The following is a 19403-nucleotide window of genomic DNA, read 5'->3' as shown; positions in this document are numbered from 1 at the left end:
CGTCGTTCACCGCATGTCATGCGAGACGCGCAACGCACTTTTGATATTGTTCCGACGCACACCAGCAGCCATCGACATGGCAATCGCCAACGACAACCGGCGCACATTCGCCTGGTCATACACGAACGTAGCCTGAGCTGCCATCACATCCGATTCATCCGTGCGGCACACCACATGCGCCAAACTCTCCTGCGGACAGCCATACATATCGCATACACGCCGCGTCATATCATGCGAATCCACCACGCCAGACAACACATCGAATCCCAACACATCAACATTCACCGCTTGCAGGGCATCAGGTGCCAACGTTTCCTCGTTCACAGCAATCACCACCGCCGCCGCCCCATCCTCGGCACACACGGCCAACATACGTTGCATATCCAGTACATTCAACGGATACGACAGCTCCACATACCGATCCAGCGACGACGAATCCCCCACCGTAATCACACCAACCGGATTGCCCAACATATGCAAGAAACCAGCCAATGACTTCACACTCGCCGCCACATCGGGCGCATTGCTACCGCAGATCGCAAACACGGCCAAGGTATCCGCCGGAGAACCGGCGATATCACACGCCAGCACCCCCACCTGATGGGCATCAGGGTCGGCAAACAACACCGGCAACGCAGCTTCGTCCACCTGCTCGCGCATGGCAAGCGGCAACAACGCAGCATACGCCCCACGGCAACGCGCTTGCTCCACAACTGCCGGATCAACCGGATGTAGCGGCATGAACAACGCTCCGGGACGCACCGACTCCACATCATCAGCCAGCGATGTCACCGTCACCCCAGAAGCAAACGGCGGCACCAAATCAAAACCATACCGCTGCGCCACATACCCAAGGGTCATGCGCCGAGTGATGGACTCACTCACCGTGCTCATCAGCCCACGCCTTTCCTACCACCATCATCACACGGCAACCATCGTTGTCACGAGGTCACCAATCCACTGGAATAGCATCCGTGCGCGGCGATGACTTGGGCACATTATATTTCTGCATAAGGAATTCACCAATCTTGGCGAACAACGGACCCGCCGTCAAACCACCATACGAACCAACGGGATCCTTCAGCACCACCGTCACCACAAAACGCGGATTGTCAGCGGGAATGATACCTGACCAGTCACTGATAATCGAGGTCAGCCCACCGGAACCATCGGACACTTCGGCGGTACCGGTCTTCGCAGCAACCCGATATCCGTCAACACCTGCAACCTTGCTGTAATGCTCGGCCACCGATTCCATTGCATTCATGACGTCGGCCGCTACCTGCTCATCCACCACGCGCACCGCTTGACCTTGATCGGGCTCGGTCACATGACCGTCGGCATCGGTAATGGACTTAATGATCTGCTGCTGATGGCGCACGCCCTTCGTGCCCAGCGTCGCCACCACATTCGTCAGTTGCAAGGCATTCGTGGAATAGCCCTGACCGAACAACACCGTGTCACGAGTACGGCCATCCCACGACGAAGCAGACGATAACTGGCCTTTGGACTCACCCGGCAAATTCAATCCGCTGGACTGTCCGATACCGAACTTCGTCAAGAACTCATAACGCTGTTCATTCGTATAATCCTCTGACGCCATCACGATGCCCGGATTCGACGAATTCTCAATAATGCCCGCCAGCGTCCAATGCTCATTGCCATGCTGCTCCGCATCATGGAACTCCTGACCATTATGCGTATAGCTGTACGGGACCACAAACTGGTCGGAAGCCTTGTGCAGACCAGTTTGCAGCAGACCGGCCATCGTAATGACCTTGCCAATCGAACCCGGTTCGAACGTCTGGCTCACCGCACGCGACACATTCAACTTCGCCGCATCACTACCCGCCTCATAATCATCGGTATCCGCCAATGCCACGATCTGGTTCGTCTGCAAATCCTGCACGACGGCAATGCCCCACTTGGCGTGGTAGGTATCGTGCCCTTCCTTGAGCACCTGTTTGACATACCATTGCACGTCGCTATCGATAGTCAGTGTCACGTCCGAGCCATTCACCGCATCTTTGGATTCAGATAGCGTTCCAGGAATCTCTTCCCCACCGCCACCCTGCTGGTAGCGCATGTAGCCGTCCTTGCCGGTAAGCGCCGAATTCTCCATCTGCTCGATACCGGCGACACCTTTGCCTTCGTCGTCCACGCCACCCAGCAGCGCCCCCATCAACGTACCGTTGGAATACATGCGCTCACTACTCAGCTCGCCATATACGATGCCCCCCAAATTCAAATCGTCAAGCTGGCGTTTGACTTCCGGGGTCACATCCTTCTTCAACACCACATACCGGCTGCTACCAGTAAGCTTCGCCCCCAACTCCATGGCGTTCATCCCCAAAATGGGCGCGATCAAGCGAGCCACCGCGGCAGGACCAGTAGCCCCTACCGGTTTGCCGTCAATCTCATAACAGGATGACGTAGTGTTCTTCGTGCACCGCTTCGCTTGGAATGTCGACGCCAAATACGGGTCACCGATAATCGTGTAACGCTCCACACTTTGCGCCAGCACCGTACCATTCGTATCCAAAATACGACCGCGCTGTGCTTTGATATCAATGGTGCGCGTGCGGCTCTTCGTCGCCGCCAACGCCACATTCTTACCATCCCACAATTGGATAAACGATAACTTTCCCAAGCACATTGACATACCAAGCGCCAATAACACGGCAATAACCGTGCCCACATCCAGCGACCGTTTGATGCGGGCCAACAACCCCATACGTCGTCCATTCATCACATACCCGCTTTCACTGCGCCGAAGGCTGATAGCCGTTCAAATCGATGCTCAACGCCCCCTGCTGAGGAACCATGCCCATATCCTGCGCCTTCTGCGGCAAACTCGCCTCCAAGGCATCCAACTTCGCCTGATCCTCCTGCACATCCTGTGTCAATGTATTGATGTGACTGGTAACCTCAGCGGCCGCAAACGAATTCTCCACCATCTGCGTGCGCAGCACCAAAGCACCAAACAACGACGCCGATAGCAACACCACCGCCACCGACACATACAGCAGCGGCGCACTCCTAGCCCGCGTCCACGCCACCACATTGCGCCACTGTTCACGGTACGTACCAGACTCCCGTTTACCACCGCGCACCACACGCAAATCCGGAGCAACCGGGCGATTTTGCGACGGCTCTCGACGCACGGAGGGCGCCGCATTGGATCGAATCGTTCGTACAGAGGCAGACATGCTTACCACTTCTTTCGCAAGGACGGACCGGTAGCGGCACCAGGCGCGGCTTCCCGACGGAAAGACGCACGCCAACGGGCAGGAATGGGACGAACCAGTTCAACGGCACGAAGACGCACCGAGGCGGAACGCGGATTACGCGCAATCTCCTCCTCGCCGGCCTTCAGTGCACCACGCACCAGCTCGCTGAAAAATGGACGGGCATCGGCAGGTACCACCGGCATATCGGCAGGCACATCAACTTTCAACCCTTGAGACATAAAGGTTTTCACCGTACGGTCCTCCAGCGAGTGGTAGGACTCCACCACCAGACGACCATGCGGCGCCAACCGCAACGCAATTTGCGGCAGCGTACACGCCAACTTCTCCAGCTCGCCGTTCACCTCAATGCGCAATGCTTGGAACACACGCTTGGCAGGGTTGCCTGACGGTCGATGCACCTGAGGAACCACGTCATCGACCAATGCCGACAGCTGCGCCGACGACTCCAGAGGATGCGCCTGACGCTCGCGCACGATACGACGCGCAATCTGGCGAGCATACCGCTCCTCGCCATAGCGCATGAAAATACTCGCCAATGCGCGCTCATCATACGTAGCCAGCACTTCGCGCGCGGTTAAGGACTGGCTGATGTCCATACGCATGTCCAACGGAGCGTCATGCGAGTAGGAAAAACCACGCTCCGTCTCGTCGATCTGCAAACTCGACAACCCCAAGTCCATAAACACCGCGTTCACGGCACGAATACCACGCCCATCCAACACCCGGCCAACCTCATCGAACGCCGCATGCACCGGCACGAAGCGATCGGCCAACCCCATGCGTTCCATACGCTTGGTCGCCAACGCCAGCGCCTCGGCATCACGATCAATGCCAATCAACGTAGCCTGCGGAGCGGCCTGCAGGAACGCCACGGCATGTCCCGCCAATCCCAATGTGCAATCCACTGCCACGGCACCCGGCGCACGCAACGCCGGCGCCATCAACTCCACGCACTCGTCCAGCAATACCGGCTGATGAATCTTTGTGTAATCCCGCTCCATCACCACTCCATCGCCGGCAACACGTCATCGGCAATATCGGCATACGCTTGCTCCTTGTCAGCAAGGTATTGCTCCCACGCCTGCCTATCCCAAATTTCGGCGCGCGTACCCACGCCAATCACCACAATGTCGTCGCCCAACCCCGCATATTCGCGCAGCATCTGCGGCACCAGCACACGGCCCTGCTTATCCGGCTCTTGGTCGACGGCACCGGAAAGGAAAATACGCAGATACTCGCGCGCCGCACGGTTGCCTAGCGACGTGCGCTGAATCTGCATGGCGATACGACGAAATTCCTGCGCCGGCAACAGATAGACGCAGCGTTCCTGGCCACGGGCCAAGACCAGCCCTTCCCCCAATTGCGCGCGCATTTTCGCCGGCAACGCCATACGTCCCTTGGCGTCGATCTTAGGAGCGTAAGTGCCAAGCAAGAGCGGCGGCAAGCCCACCGGCGCACTTGACGTCGAAGCCGACGGTTGAGATTCGGCGGAAATACTGGACTGCGCAAGGATATCGTCCATCATTCCACCTCCTTATTTGACACCGCGGCGACGTTGACCAGATACACTGGCAACAAAACTAATTCACCACTTTACCCCACTCCTCACCAAAATCCCCCACTTTCAGCATATTTTTTCACCTTTCCCAGCCGCCCACGACGCCATCCCCGCCATAACCGCGTTTTACACGCTCCGACCCTCCCCTCATCGGCGCGTCGCACCACACGGCAACCGCCCTAAGCGCAGCCACTACACCCCACGTAACAACCCAGCGCGACGCGCCCAATCATTCACAACCACAACACACACCGCGTCGTAACCGCCAAACGCACCAAAAATGCGATACAGTAGAGTGCCCGAAAAAACCATGGAGGAGCCTAGGGGAATGTCGACCTATTCCGACCAAATCCAAGAAGAACAGCAGTCCGTCACCCGCGCCTACACACGACTCGACGACCTGCGCGCCCAAGCGCGAGAACGCCTTGACGCCGTACGCGCCGCAGGCTCGCACGGATCGCCCACCCAACGCACCGAACGCGACTCCTTCGCCACCATGTACGAAGACCGGCTCATGCAACTGCGCGCCGTCGAAGACCGCCTCGTCTTCGGTCGACTCGACACCGCTGCCGGCGAGCGCCGATACATCGGCCGCATCGGCCTATCCGACGACCGACACGAACCCATCCTTACCGACTGGCGAGCCGAAGCCGCACGGCCATTCTACGAAGCCACACCATCGCACCACGGCGACATCGCCATGCGACGCCACATCACCCTGCAATTTCGCAACGTCATCGGCATCGAAGACGAAGTACTCGACATTCACGCCGACCACGTAGGCCGCGCCCAGGCGGCAGGCACCCTCACCGGCGAAGGCGCACTCATGGCAACGCTTGCCTCACGCCGCACTGGCAAAATGACCGACATCGTCGCCACCATCCAAGCCGAGCAAGACCGTATCATCCGCGGGCCGCTCAACCGTGCCGTCGTCGTCCAGGGCGGGCCGGGAACCGGCAAAACCGCCGTGGCTCTGCATCGAGCCGCCTACCTGCTGTACACCCACCGACGCACCTTGGAACGTTCGGGAGTCCTCGTCGTCGGCCCAAGCAGCACTTTCCTGCACTACATCGACCAGGTCTTGCCGTCCCTCGGTGAAACCGGCGTTGTCAGCCGCACTATCGGCAACCTTATCCCCGGCGTCGACACCACCGAAACCGACACACCCAAAGTCGCCTACCTCAAAGGCCAACGCCGCATGGCCCATGCCATTGCCAACGCCGTCGCCGCGCGTCAGCGCGTACCGCGAAACCTGCCCACCATTCGCATCAATGGATTCTCCATCCCCATGCTGGCCGTGGACTTCGAACAAGCCATCGCCGACGCGAAACGCACACGCCAACCACACAACAAAGCCCGCGAAACCTTCGTACGCTCCATGCTCAGCACCCTACGTGTACGCTATCTGGAACAACTCGACTACACCCCCGACAGCGCCGAACTCAACGACGTCATGCATCAACTGCGCATGAACGACCGCGTGCGCATCACCCTCAACCTCGCATGGCTTCCCATGACCGCGCACTGGCTTATCGACCAACTCTTCAGCAAATCACAACAATTGCGCCGGTTTGCACCTTGGCTCGCCGACGAGGACGTCGCCCTGCTGACGCGCCCTGCCGGATCATCGCTCACCATCAGTGATGTTCCGCTGCTGGACGAAGCCATGGAACTTCTCGGCCCCGACCCCAAGATGGCCGCCCGTCAAGCACGCATCGCCGCACAACGCGCCGAAGAAGAACGATACGCCAGCGAGGCGCTCGCCCAATCCGGTATCGACAGTGGCATCGTCACCTCCGCCATGCTGCTTGACAGCCTCAACGGCAATGACCCAGAGCTGACGGCGCAACGAGCCGCCGCCGATCGAGAATGGACCTACGGGCATATCGTGGTCGACGAAGCGCAGGAGCTCACTGACATGGACTGGCGCATGCTGATGCGGCGCTGCCCCTCGCGCTCATTCACCATCGTCGGCGACGTGGCACAAACCTCCGCGCTGGGAGGCACGCGAGCCTGGAACCGTACCATGGACCGCATGTTTGGCCCGGCGCACTGGGATCTCAACGAACTCACCATCAATTACCGCAACCCGCAGGCCGTGTCACACACCGCTTCGCAATTTGCCCGCAACGAAGGGCTATACATCTCCACCGTCAACGCAGTACGCGATGTGCCCGACGCCGTACACCGCCATACCGCAGCAGATGAAACCGCCCTGTTCGATCAACTGTGCGCCGTGAGCGACCATGCCATTGCACAATTCCTCGGCGATGATGGAACCGGACGCCTGGCGATTATTCTGCCTGACAGCATGATCGACGATGCCTGCAAGCGTCTATGGCGACACTGGGAGCAATCCCTCACCGCCGACACCGCGCGACGACTGCGCGAGCAAAGCCCCTGGGACGCGCAAGTGGTGATTTGCGGCGCACAAGACGTTAAAGGCTTGGAATACGACGCGGTAATCGTGGCGCAACCCTCGCGTATTGAAGAGGAAGCTCCCTCGCGCAAGGTGGCCGCAGCCGATTTGTATGTCGCCATGACCAGGCCCACGCAGCAGCTGTCTATAGTGCGGACAATTCACGACGAAGCTCAGCTGCCCCTATAAAGTGAGGGTATGCCTACCGCGTTACTGCTTGAAAACATCCATCCTCTCGCCGCGCAAACCCTGCGCGCCAGCGGCTTCACCGTGCGCACCCAGCCGGGAGCGCTCTCCTCGCAAGAGCTTGGCGAAGCATTGGCAGATGTTGACGTATTGGGCATCCGTTCAAAAACCACCATCGACGCCTCGGTGCTGGAGCATGCTCCACGGCTACGCGCCATCGGATGTTTTTGCATCGGCACCAATCAAGTGGATCTGCAAGCGGCCGCCAAACATGGCATTGCGGTGTTCAATGCGCCGTATTGCAATACGCGTTCCGTAGTGGAAATGGTGATCGGCGACATTATCGCGCTTATGCGCCGCATTCCTGAGCATACGCATCGGCTGCGCCAGGGTGTGTGGGATAAATCCGCTGCCGGATCGCATGAGGTGCGCGGCAAAACCTTGGGCATTATTGGTTATGGCAATATCGGCTCGCAACTGTCGGTGCTGGCCGAGGCGTTGGGCATGTCCGTCATCTTTTACGACATTGAAGAAAAACTGGCGTTGGGCAACGCACGACGCATGCATACGCTTGACGAGCTTTTGCAACAATCCGACGTGGTCAGCATTCATGTCGATGGCCGCGCCAGCAATGCGGGATTATTCACCGAATCGCTTTTCGCCCGCATGAAAGAACACGCCATATTCATTAATCTCTCACGCGGGTTCGTGGTTGACCTGCATGCCTTGGAACGACATATTGCCTCCGGGCATTTGTCTGGCGCCGCCGTTGACGTCTACCCTGACGAGCCGGCACGCAGCGGCGACCCTTTCACGTCGCCGCTTGCCGCGCATAGCAATGTGATTCTTACACCTCATGTCGGCGGTTCCACCGTGGAAGCCCAAGAAGCCATTGGGCATTTTGTGGCACAGCGTCTGCGCGATTATTGGTTCGACGGCTCCACCATGCTGTCGGTGAATCTGCCGAAGGTAACGACGGAACCGCATGGAGATCGCGCGCGCATTCTGCACTTGCACGACAATCTTCCCGGCGTGCTTGCCAAACTCAATCAGATTCTGGGCAGCGAATCCATCAACGTCACCGCACAGTCACTGGGTACCGAAGGGCAACTGGGCTATGTGGTCACCGATGTTTCTCACCGCCCCAGCGAGCAAGCGTGCGAACGGTTGGCAAATATCCCTGGAACAATTAGCCTGCGCGTGCTGTAGACGCCGCGGGTATTAGACGGGCCGAACGGGCGTTGAACGGGCATCAAGCAGACATCAACCGGTTATATAGCCATGACTGTTGCCTGCCCCCATCGTCCGCTTGCCGCCGTCTGGCGAACCGGCTATCTGACAAAACGGCTGCCCGGCGAGCCAACTGTATGACAAACTGACCGCCCGGCGAACCGGCTGACGAACGTCCCATCTGCCCGGAACCCCATTGTTGTCCGCTCACTTATCGTCGTCAACCAACATATATTGCCGATTCACTTATTGTCAGACTATTGGCCCGCTAGTGCGTTAGCGTCTTGCCCCGCTAGCACTTAGGAACGGTGGCGCAAATCATCAATGGCTTGCTGGAAGTCATCCACCGTTTCAAAGTTCTGGTAGACGCTTGCAAATCGAAGATAGGCAATTTCATCGAGGCCACGCAACGGTGCCAAAATCGCCTTGCCCACCTCTTCGGAGGGCACCTGCGCCAATCCTCGCGCACGCAAGTCTTCTTCTACACGCTGCCCCAACATCTTCAACGCGTCTTCATCAATGGGCCGCCCCTGGCATGCCTTGCGCACGCCGGAAATTACCTTAGCCCGATCAAAGGCCTCCACATTGCCTGAACGTTTGGAGACCAACAGCATCGTGGTTTCCCACGTCGTGCACCGCCGACCGCATGACGGACACTCACGACGACGTTTAATCGCGTGTCCATCCTCGCTAATGCGCGTATCGACGACTTTGGTGTCCGCATGTTGGCAAAAAGGGCAATGCATGCATCTACCATACCGCGCCCGGCCACACGACACCACTCCACGCTACCCCCTACCCCTCAACAGGCACCATAATGTTTTGCCCCACCTGCAAATTTGCACCGGACAAATCATTGATGGCCATGATACGATCCACCGTCACCGACACATCGCCTCCACGCGGCGTAATGCTTTGCGCGTATGTCCACAACGTATCCCCCGGCTGCACCGTATAGCTCGTCAACCGCGCCGGTCCAGTATCTGATATTGCACGAGGAGGCAGCAACAACGACCATATGGCGCTCGCACACACCACAAACCCCATCAACATGACCACCGCACGACGGTGCTGCTCACGACGACGGGCGCGCGCAACAGCCACAGAACCCCTGCGATGAATGGACTTGCGCTCCATAACACACCTCACTTCGAACATCTGTACTATCGAACAAGTGTTTTAAGTATGGCACAAATGTTCGAATAGTGCAACACACCCAATCGAACAGATGTTTGAGTAATCCTCTGTTCCGCGCTATGCTTGAAGACACGCCATGAGGAAAGGAGCCAGCCGTGCCTACGAACACCACCACCCCCTCCTCCGATTCCACCGCATCGGAACTCACCAGTCGGCAGCGGTTGGTGCTCGAGGCCATTCGCACCCACGTGCGCGAGCGCGGCTTCGCTCCGTCCTTCCGCGAAATTGGCGAAGCAGCAGGCCTACGCAGTCCTTCTTCAGTGAAGCACCAGCTGCAAACCCTGGCAGACAAAGGCTATATTCGCGTGAATGCCAACAAGGGACGAGCCATCGAACTGGTCGAGGAGCTGGAAACGCCGCAGGCGGCAACCGTCACCGTAACCCCGTATGACGACCAGACCTCCACGTCCATCATGCAATCGCACGATGTTCCCCTCGTCGGACGTATCGCCGCCGGCGTACCGATCACCGCAGAACAACATGTGGACGACGTGATGCGCCTACCCGAACGCCTTACCGGCGGCGGTACGCTATTCATGCTGGAAGTACACGGCGACTCCATGGTAGACGCCGCCATCTGTGACGGCGATTTCGTGGTGGTGCGCGAACAGAACACCGCACAAAACGGCGATATCGTCGCCGCATTGCTCGACGACGAAGCCACCGTCAAAACCTTCCGCAACGAACAAGGCCACGTATGGCTCATCCCCCATAACCCCGCTTACTCACCTATTGACGGCACACACGCCCATATCATGGGTAAAGTGGTCACTGTGCTTCGCCGTGTATAAACGGACGGTAGACAAGACACATCTCCGATACGTGATATTGCAACATCCAGCCAACGCCCACAACGACATACGCGAGGGCACTGAACTACCTCATGCATGCAGTACGGCTTCAGATTCCTGCAACGATATTGCCTGCGGCTCAAGCTGGAACGTGGAATGCTCAATCGATACCGGAAAATGTTCCGCGACACAAGTCCGCAATCGCATCAATACATGGCCATATTCAGCAACATCAATCCCATCTTCCACGATAATATGGGCTGTCAACACCGGCAATCCGCTCGACACCGCGCTGGCATGCACGTCATGCACGGCAACCACATGAGGCACAGTCAGCATATGCCGGCGCACCTCATCCACATCCAAGCCTTCCGGAGCCTCCTCCAACAGCACCCTACCGGCCGCGCGAACCAACACAACGGCCCGGGGCACCATCAGTGCGGCAATCAGCGCACCAGCCAACGCATCAAAACCAGCCCACCCAGTAGACCACAGCACCACAGCCGACACCACCACCGCACACGACCCCAACGCATCATTGACAACCTCTAAAAAAGCCGCACGCATATTCAGCGTTGCCGATCGTTCCGCATGCAACACCACGAGCGACACTACATTGGACAACAAACCAATCACGCCAAACAGCAACAACGGCAAACTCTGGTGCGTCAACGCATTATCGCCATGAATCAAACGCAGCGCCGCCTCTACCAACGCATACACGCCAACAGCCAAAAGCACCAGTCCTCCGCATGCCGCGGTAATCACCTCAAGACGTGCCCAGCCCCAAGTACGCACCGCGTTCGGACGACGACGCATCAGGACAGCAGTCACCGTCGAAGCCGCCAACACCGCAATATCGGTAACCATATGGCCAGCATCCACAAACAACGCCAACGAACCGGTAAACGCCGCCCCCACCAATTCCGCTACACACACCAGCGAGGTCATTCCCAACGCCACCAGCAATCGGCCATGCGACGGCAGACCCGAATCACCATGGCCACCATGCCCATGCACCATAAACCTCCCCGTCATATTCATACCGTTACGCAACACCACCATGGTACGCCGCCACTAAGCAACATAACCCAGTGTCATGAGAGACAAAAAAGGGACCCCGACGACAGTCGAAGCCCCTTGGAGGCGGAGTCAGAGGGATTCGAACCCTCGAGCCGCTTACACGACTAACACCTTAGCAGGGTGCCCCTATCGGCCACTCAGGCATGACTCCACGTTGCATCACTCTGACGCAACATCACAGTACTGTACCATCTTCTGCGGACTCGACCCGCCGACACGCACAAAATACCCCACCAACGTATCCCCTCATCCCCATCGCCACCCACTCGCACCACGAATTTCCGCCATCGGCACCGGAGCACCGGTTAGGATGACAGTATGAGCAATACACCACGGATCGCAGCCGCCAAACGCGACTGGGGACACGACGAAACCGGCTGCACCGTGCTGCACATCGACATGGACGCCTTCTACGCATCCCTCGAAATCGCACGGCATCCCGAGCTCCGAGGCAAACCCGTCATCATCGGCACAGGAACCCGCTCCGTCGTCTCCGCCGCCAGCTATGAAGCACGACAATACGGCATCAACTCCGCCATGCCCAGCGCACGCGCCCGCCAGCTCTGTCCCCAAGGCATCTTCCTGCCAGTCGATATGACATACTATCGCAGCATATCGCACCAAATATTCAGCACCATCTTCCAACACATCACCAACCGCGTCGAACAGGTGTCCGTCGACGAATGCTACATGGACGTTTCCGGAGCCCTCCTACAATGGCACCATCCCACCACCATCGCCGAATGGATCCGCCAAGCAGTACACCAGCAGTACGGCATCACCTGTTCGGTAGGCATCGCCAGCAACAAGCTCATTGCCAAAATGGCATCCACCAACGCCAAGCCCGATGGCATGTTGCTTATCCCCCGCAATCAACAAGCACGATTCGTCAACATCATGCCCCTGCGCGCCATACCCGGCATTGGTCCCGCATTGGAACACCGACTCAACCGTTGGGGCATCCAGTCCGTCGCCGATATGGCGGCGCTCGATGAACCCACCCTCGTCCAAGCCACCGGATCGCCAGCCATCGCACAACACTTATATTGGGCCGCGCGTGGCATCGACAACCGCCCGGTAGCGCCACACAGCGCGGAAAAATCCATCGGCGCCGAACGCACTTTTCTCGCCGACACCACCGACTATCGCCAAGTAGCCGATCTATTGCGCGCATGCTGCGATGATGTGGCCGCCAGCCTACGCGCACGAACACTTACCGCACGCACCATTACTCTCAAATTACGCTTCGCCGATCTTCGATACCTCACCCGGGCGCATACGCTCGAACAATCCACCGATACCGCCGGCACCCTATATCCCACCGTCCTCGCGTTGCTACGCAGCTACGCACAGCAACGCAACAGGCACGCAGCAGACAGTCGTATCGATGACATCGACGGCTACGGCAACGCCAGCAGCTCCGCCAACGCCAATAGCGGCAGCACCGAACCCATGCGCCTACCCGACGCCATACGACTGGCCGGGGTAAGCGTCAGTGCGCTCACCCCCGCCAACCAAGTCAGCATGCAGCCGTCACTCGATGATTTGCTGCAAGAGCAGGACGACCATCGCGCCACATCCCGCAACACTCGCATCCGCGACGCGGAACATGCCTTGGACGCGATTCGCAGCCGATACGGCACACAAGCGGTCAGCCTTGGCCTCGACCACAGTGCGCCGTCCTATCATCGGCTCGGCAGCCATACGCCAGAACACTAGTCCTGCGGCAACACGCCACCGTCCAGCTCATGCCTTCCCAAACGCGAATGGCGATATCCGTACCCGAAATATATCAGGAAGCCCAACGCCAGCCACACCAGGAAACGTATCCACGTAAGCACACTCAAATTCAGCATCAGCCACAAATTCGCCAGCGCCACTAGCAACGGCACCCACGGATTGCCCGGCATCGAGAAACCACGCTTCACATCAGGACGCTTCGCCCGCATAATCGGCACCGACAACGCCACCAGCAGGAACGCCGACAACGTGCCAATATTCACCATGTCGCTCAACACATCAATATCGAACAGGCACGCCACCAACGCCACCACAACGCCCACGCCAATTTGCAATCCGGCCGGAGTGCTGTGATTACCCGTCTTCGACAAACCACGCGGCAGCAGACCATCGCGGCTGATGGCAAACACAATGCGCGTCAACCCCAGCAGTAGCACCATCACCACTGTAGTCAAGCCGATCACAATGCCAAAGGAGATCACCTTGGCCGCCCAATCGGCGCCCACCAATTCGAACGCCGTCGCCAACGACGGATCCTTCACCGCCGCCAAGTCCTTATACGACACCATGCCCGTAGTCACTACCGCCACCAGCACATACAAAATCGTAACTAGACACATACCCAAGAAAATACCGCGCGGAACAGTACGCTTCGGATCCTTTGCCTCCTCCGACGCGGTTGCCACCACATCGAAACCGAGGAATGCGAAAAACACCAACGCCGCACCGGAAAGAATGCCCGGAATGCCATAAATGCTGGGCGACATGCCCGTCATCCACTGCCACAGCGGCTGGAATAATCCGCCACTTTGCGCAGCCCCCGGCACCGAGCCCGCCGGCTGGCTCGGCGGCACAAACGGCGTGTAGTTGCTCATCTTCACATAGAAGAAACCAACCACCACCACAAACAGCACCACACCGATCTTCAATATCGTCAATGCGCCATCCACGCGAGAAGACAGACGCGTGCCCAACACCAACAGCAGCGTAAACACGGCCACCACAATCACCGGAGCCACGTCCAACTGCATTCCCGCCAGCTGGACATGGGTACTCCACGGAAGACCGAACAATCGGAACAAATCATTGAGATACACACCCCAGTATTTGGCAATCACGGCACCGGCCATCAGCATTTCCAGAATCAAATCCCAGCCGATGATCCACGCAATCATTTCGCCGACCGTGGTATAGGTGAAGGTATATGCCGATCCCGCCACAGGAACGATGGACGCGAACTCGGCATAACACATCACCGCCGCGCCGCACACAATGCCGGCAATGATGAAACTCACGATCACGGCAGGTCCAGCATGGAATGCGGCAGCCTGCGCGCCAACGGAAAAAATGCCCGCACCAACTGCGACGGCGACTCCCATCACAGCCAAATCCCATGTGGTGAGGTTACGTTTCAGGCGGCGTCCTTCCTCATCGGTTTCAGCGATGGTCTGCTCCACACTCTTCGTTCTGAAGATATCCACTCTCTACCTCCTCGCTAGGGCAAGTCGACGTACGGCGGAAGCAATAGCCTCGTCCGACACCGTCGCGGAGAATCGTAAATAGCCTGGCGCGCCGTAAAATTCTCCCGGGCTTGGCAATATGCCAAGAGCCGCGAGCGCACTCATGTCTTGCCAACAATCACCACTGCGGGCCTTGACCCAGACATACAAACCACCTTGCGGCATCTGTGCATCATAGCCATAATTGCCCAATGCTTCAACCAGCGTGTCAAGTCGACGTCGGTAGCAGGCGAACTGATCGGCCACAGCAACGTCATCGCGCAGCGCCGCGGCCATCGACGCTTGCACAGGTCCGGGGATAATCTGGCCTATTTGTTTGCGATATGCGGCCATACGACGCACCATCGCGGCATCTCCGGCAATCCATGCCGCACGATACCCCGCCATATTGGACTGTTTGCTTAAGGAATAGAGCGCAAGAATACCGTTGGCACTGCCCTCGCAGACGGTCACGTCCAACATGCAAGGCGCGGGACGCCCGCCATCCGCCCAATGCAGCAGCGCGTAACATTCATCGGACAACACCGTGGCTCCGATGGCCCGCGCGGCGCTCACTATGCGGCGCAAATCCTGCACGGACAGCACTTGTCCGGTGGGGTTGCAGGGCGAGTTCACCCATATGGCTTTGACGCCCTCGATATCGCGCCAACTTTCGACATTCGCCACGTCATCGACTTTACAGACGCTCGCTCCCGCCAACTGCGTGCCAATCTCATATGTGGGATACGACACTGTGGGCTGGACCACGACATCACCCTCGCCGAGTTGCAGCAATGACGCCATTAACGCCACCGCCTCCTTGGAACCAACCGTCGGCAGCACGTCGGCATCGACGACATGGAGCGAAACCTCCCGACAGCGCTCATACCATGCCGTTATGGCCTCGCGCAAGCGCGTTATACCCACCGTCGGCGGATAGCCATAGGCGCACGGCTCGCCTGCCGCTTGCGCCAATGCCTGACGCACCGATTGCGGTACCTCATCCACAGGAGAACCGACCGACATATCGATGGCACCACCTTCAACCGCATTGGCCCGCTCGCGCAGTGGCGTCAACCGCGACCAATCATACGGTGTCGCAAACTCATGAAAACCCATAGCGTATTACCCCTCACCATAGTGATATGCCAACTCGTGCGCCCATAGGCAAAACTGGCATATGAGCAACAAAACAGGCATGGCCGCATGCCCGCCGATACGACGGCACACCACCATGCCTTACCGTCTCACAACAACGATGCGTCACACGATTAGGAGCGCACCGGCAATGCGGCAACCTGTTCGGGATCCTTGCCGAGAGGACCGGCTCCAGCGGCACCTCCAAGATCGCCGACCTCGTCAAAGAAGCTCACCGCCGCATCCTTATACCATGCCCACTCATCCGGCAAATCATCCTCGTAGAAAATCGCTTCCGTGGGGCACACCGGCTCACACGCTCCGCAATCCACACACTCGTTTGGATTGATGTACAGCGAGCGGTTGCCCTCGTAGATGCAATCCACCGGACATTCATCCACACACGCCCTATCCTTCACATCCACGCAAGGTTCAGCAATCACATATGGCATGACCTATTTCCTTTCAATCACCCTCGTATCGCCGTATTTACTACTGTCGTATGGTTTCAAGACTACACCCCAGACCCGTCAGGCTCGCTTATTGCACTACCATGAAACCCCTACCGTAACCGGCTCGGGAACCAGACTCACACCGAACACTTCACGCACGCCATCGCGAACACGCGCCGCCAATTGCGCAACGTCGTCGGCAGTAGCATTGCCTCGATTGGTCAACGCCAAGGTGTGTGCGCTGGACAAGGCAGCCCGCGCCTGCGGCGTCACGCGATATCCCTTCGCAAAACCTGCATGGTCAATCAGCCATGCCGCGGATGTTTTCACCCCAGGTGTGCCATCACCGCGCACCGCATCAAAACGCGGTGCATCTTGAGGCAACCGCGACGCCTCCTGGAGTGACAACACCGGATTCATAAAGAAGCTGCCGCAACTATGCCGGTCCAGCAACTGCTCGTCGGTCAAGGACCGCTGCGCCCGCAACGCCGACACAAGCTGCTGTTCGCGCTTTGCGCCAGCCATAGCGGTCAGCTCATACCGCGACGCGTCCTCCAACATGCCTTTGGCCGCACGGATGGCAAGCACCATGTCACGAATAACACGAGTATCCATACGCTCGCCCAACTCAACGCCCAACGCGTTCGCCAATTGCCCATATCCCACAACGCCGGTCGCGCAGTGCACCAAACGGAACGTCACGGAGAGCACCACATATCGCGGCGTGGGAAACATGGTGGCCGCAGGCACACCGGGAGCCTCATACATACTGGTTTTCAGCGCCGACGCTCGATACCCAAAACACATCTGTTCAGCGGTGAGCTCCAGCGTACGCTTCTCCAGGCGGTCCCAAACTTCCACGCTCACCACACTATCGGCGACTTCCTGCCCATAGGCACCGATATTCTGCACCACACTGGCACCCACCGTGCCTGGAATACCGGAAAGACCTTCGACACCCGATAGGCCTAATTCAACGCAAAACGCCACCAAATCATCCCAATTGCAGCCCGCTTCCGCCACAACATGCACACTGCGATCCGCCCCCTCAACCGGAGCTGCCTCATCGGGCACCATAATCGCGCGGCGAGCGTCACGCACCACCACACCCTCGAACGGCGCATCGCCAACCAGCAGATTCGACCCGCCTCCGACAACACACAACGGCAACCCACGGCTATCGGCCTCCTCTACAGCCTCGATAACGCCAACGCGGGTATCAGGCTCAATGAACCGCGCAATCGGCCCGCCGACCCCCATCGTGGTAATGTCCGCAAAAGTAATCGCCTGTGCCATTGGTGAAAATCCTGCCTTCGACGTCATGTGAACCATGGTATCTTGCATGCCATCATTCATGCGCGTCATCCCTGTACCGCCTTGTTCAACACGCTCTTGCCCATCATTCGCTTCCGCACCGCTTTCCACCTACGCCAGGTCGGCCGCACCCGCCCCAAGGCCCCGCGTCTTGCGCTTTGAGCACCTGCAGGTGATGTCTCATCGACAACAACATGATATGCGCATCCTCCAAACCAAGATGACGCTCACGATCATGCTCGGGCAACGCACCTTGTCGCCTGGCGTAGCCCTCCAACGTGTTGTCGCCATACGGATGCTCCTCATCAGGCACCGAGCCAGGATCCCACCGTCGGCTCATCGGCAACGTATCGATAATCGTAATCTTGCCCGCGCGGTAGCTTTCCGCATAACCGGCAACATTCAGCATGAAAAACTTATGCTCGAACGTAGCGTTATGCGCCACATACGGCTGCTCCTCCAACCGTGTCAACAAGCCTACTTGCGCCTGCTTCCACTCGTCAAACAACCGATATCCTTGCCCACGCTCACGCACATCGATGCCAGTCAGGGCAGCGATGAATGGATTGCCCACCAACGCAAGCCGTTCGGGAACACCAAACGATAAGCGTGACTGGCCATAGGCTCCATCAGCCCGGTAACTGTCCTGCTCATACCGATACTGCCGGCAGGCTGCATCCGGCCGCACGGCATCGGACAAACTGGGCGCGGCAGACATATCATCAGAGGACATGTCCATATATTCAAAACCAACGTCGATAATGTACGACCGTACCGGATCAACCCCCGTGGTTTCGATATCAATGCCCATCACTTCCGCGACATCGCGACCCGGCAAATAGGCATCACGCCAATCTCCACCAGCCTGGCGATGCATTGTCCGGTCCGTCTGCGAATGCTCAGCCTGCGACTGTGCGGCATGTGATGATTTCGCATCAGATGACTGCGTCGCAAACAAATCATAGGACGGCTGGCTCCGGGCACGACGGCGAGCGGCCATCTGACTGGTTCGCCTACGCGCACGCTCCTGCGATAGTTCAGCAGAACGATCCTGAATGGATGCGACCGAAACTTCCCCCAAGCCTTGCAGCACCGGCACCCGACCGCCGCAACGCCACTCCTCGCGTATGGTCCACCATCCACGCGACACACCAACAGCACGAATCATGTCGATTTCATCGCACAACCGTCTATTGGCATACGCCAACGCCCGAGGCAACCGATATGACGATATCGCGCGTTCCCGATCCATCATAAATACCGACGAACAACGATCAAGCAACGCTTCCATCCGATCGCGCGTATGCAAATCCTCACGCAATGCCTCAACGGCCTGCTCAAGGTCGGGCACGTCGGAGGCTCCGGCAAGACGGCCCACTCCCGACAACACATCCAGTTCACGAACCCACTGCCAATCAATGGCCTGTCCATCGGCGTCAGCATCAAGGCATGAAGCCCACGCGGCAATATCCGATTTCGCATCATCAATCCATGCGACATCCGCAACCATATGAGTCTCCTATCACCTTATGCAATCCCGATTATG

General features: G+C 58.3%; 17 protein-coding genes and 1 tRNA gene. 4 read left to right on the top strand and 14 right to left on the bottom strand.

All coding sequences use genetic code 11. From position 1 onward, the window contains the following. Positions 1 to 6 precede the first annotated feature (6 nt). From AC1AWK_RS01610 to mraZ, 5 genes are read right to left on the bottom strand one after another with little or no spacing between them, the layout of a single operon-like run. Positions 7 to 894 carry a UDP-N-acetylmuramyl peptide synthase gene (locus AC1AWK_RS01610; RefSeq protein WP_476567572.1) on the bottom strand — a complete coding sequence of 296 codons (888 nt, stop codon included), beginning with the start codon at positions 892 to 894 and terminating at the stop codon, positions 7 to 9. 55 nt (positions 895 to 949) lie between these two features. Then, a complete protein-coding gene (locus AC1AWK_RS01605; protein ID WP_476569523.1) occupies positions 950 to 2749 on the bottom strand; it encodes a peptidoglycan D,D-transpeptidase FtsI family protein in 1800 nt (599 codons plus the stop codon). A gap of 13 nt (positions 2750 to 2762) precedes the next feature. Next, positions 2763 to 3209, bottom strand: a complete 447-nt coding sequence (gene ftsL / locus AC1AWK_RS01600; protein WP_476567571.1) for a cell division protein FtsL — start codon at positions 3207 to 3209, stop codon at positions 2763 to 2765. Between the two features lie 2 nt (positions 3210 to 3211). Then, a complete protein-coding gene (rsmH, locus tag AC1AWK_RS01595; protein ID WP_476567570.1) occupies positions 3212 to 4252 on the bottom strand; it encodes a 16S rRNA (cytosine(1402)-N(4))-methyltransferase RsmH in 1041 nt (346 codons plus the stop codon). Then, positions 4252 to 4776, bottom strand: a complete 525-nt coding sequence (mraZ, locus tag AC1AWK_RS01590; protein ID WP_476567569.1) for a division/cell wall cluster transcriptional repressor MraZ — start codon at positions 4774 to 4776, stop codon at positions 4252 to 4254. Before mraZ ends, rsmH begins: the two co-directional genes overlap by 1 nt. A 361-nt stretch (positions 4777 to 5137) precedes the next feature. On the opposite strand from mraZ, the gene AC1AWK_RS01585 reads away from it, so the two are divergent. Both AC1AWK_RS01585 and serA read left to right on the top strand, forming a co-directional pair. Further along, positions 5138 to 7417, top strand: a complete 2280-nt coding sequence (locus AC1AWK_RS01585) for a HelD family protein (protein ID WP_476567568.1) — start codon at positions 5138 to 5140, stop codon at positions 7415 to 7417. Positions 7418 to 7426: 9 nt separating this feature from the next. After that, entirely contained in the window at positions 7427 to 8623 is a 1197-nt protein-coding gene (gene serA, locus AC1AWK_RS01580; RefSeq protein ID WP_476567567.1) for a phosphoglycerate dehydrogenase, read from the top strand. Between the two features lie 320 nt (positions 8624 to 8943). On the opposite strand, the gene nrdR is transcribed toward serA, so the two are convergent. Both nrdR and AC1AWK_RS01570 read right to left on the bottom strand, forming a co-directional pair. Next, the gene (nrdR, locus tag AC1AWK_RS01575; RefSeq protein WP_476567565.1) at positions 8944 to 9390 is read right to left on the bottom strand and encodes a transcriptional regulator NrdR; all 447 of its coding nucleotides are present in this window, start codon (positions 9388 to 9390) and stop codon (positions 8944 to 8946) included. Positions 9391 to 9439: 49 nt separating this feature from the next. Beyond that, complete coding sequence (locus AC1AWK_RS01570) at positions 9440 to 9781, bottom strand: LysM peptidoglycan-binding domain-containing protein (protein ID WP_476567563.1); 342 nt, start codon at positions 9779 to 9781, stop codon at positions 9440 to 9442. Positions 9782 to 9936: 155 nt separating this feature from the next. On the opposite strand from AC1AWK_RS01570, the gene lexA reads away from it, so the two are divergent. Beyond that, the gene (gene lexA / locus AC1AWK_RS01565) at positions 9937 to 10632 is read left to right on the top strand and encodes a transcriptional repressor LexA (RefSeq protein ID WP_476567561.1); all 696 of its coding nucleotides are present in this window, start codon (positions 9937 to 9939) and stop codon (positions 10630 to 10632) included. Positions 10633 to 10722: 90 nt separating this feature from the next. Here lexA and AC1AWK_RS01560 read toward each other — a convergent pair whose 3' ends face one another. Together AC1AWK_RS01560 and AC1AWK_RS01555 are read right to left on the bottom strand one after the other, a co-directional pair. After that, complete coding sequence (locus AC1AWK_RS01560) at positions 10723 to 11655, bottom strand: cation diffusion facilitator family transporter (protein WP_476569521.1); 933 nt, start codon at positions 11653 to 11655, stop codon at positions 10723 to 10725. Positions 11656 to 11779: 124 nt separating this feature from the next. Next, positions 11780 to 11866, bottom strand: a tRNA-Ser gene (locus AC1AWK_RS01555). 167 nt (positions 11867 to 12033) lie between these two features. Here AC1AWK_RS01555 and dinB point away from each other — a divergent pair. Further along, a complete protein-coding gene (dinB, locus tag AC1AWK_RS01550) occupies positions 12034 to 13434 on the top strand; it encodes a DNA polymerase IV (RefSeq protein ID WP_476567559.1) in 1401 nt (466 codons plus the stop codon). On the opposite strand, the gene AC1AWK_RS01545 is transcribed toward dinB, so the two are convergent. From AC1AWK_RS01545 to AC1AWK_RS01525, 5 genes are all read right to left on the bottom strand, one after another. After that, complete coding sequence (locus AC1AWK_RS01545; protein ID WP_476567557.1) at positions 13431 to 14936, bottom strand: APC family permease; 1506 nt, start codon at positions 14934 to 14936, stop codon at positions 13431 to 13433. The genes dinB and AC1AWK_RS01545 overlap by 4 nt on opposite strands. A gap of 3 nt (positions 14937 to 14939) precedes the next feature. Further along, entirely contained in the window at positions 14940 to 16073 is a 1134-nt protein-coding gene (gene dapC, locus AC1AWK_RS01540; protein ID WP_476567555.1) for a succinyldiaminopimelate transaminase, read from the bottom strand. Between the two features lie 152 nt (positions 16074 to 16225). Beyond that, a complete protein-coding gene (fdxA, locus tag AC1AWK_RS01535; protein ID WP_476567553.1) occupies positions 16226 to 16543 on the bottom strand; it encodes a ferredoxin in 318 nt (105 codons plus the stop codon). Between the two features lie 96 nt (positions 16544 to 16639). Further along, positions 16640 to 17866, bottom strand: coding sequence for an FAD-binding protein (locus AC1AWK_RS01530; protein ID WP_476567552.1), 1227 nt, complete (start codon positions 17864 to 17866; stop codon positions 16640 to 16642). 76 nt (positions 17867 to 17942) lie between these two features. Next, complete coding sequence (locus AC1AWK_RS01525; protein ID WP_476567550.1) at positions 17943 to 19367, bottom strand: DNA polymerase III subunit epsilon; 1425 nt, start codon at positions 19365 to 19367, stop codon at positions 17943 to 17945. Between the last annotated feature and the right edge of the window lie 36 nt (positions 19368 to 19403).

It is taken from the genome of Bifidobacterium sp. LH_491, assembly GCF_056356495.1.
The sequence above is the reverse complement of the archived record's forward strand: the minus strand, read 5'-3'. Positions and strand labels throughout refer to the sequence as shown.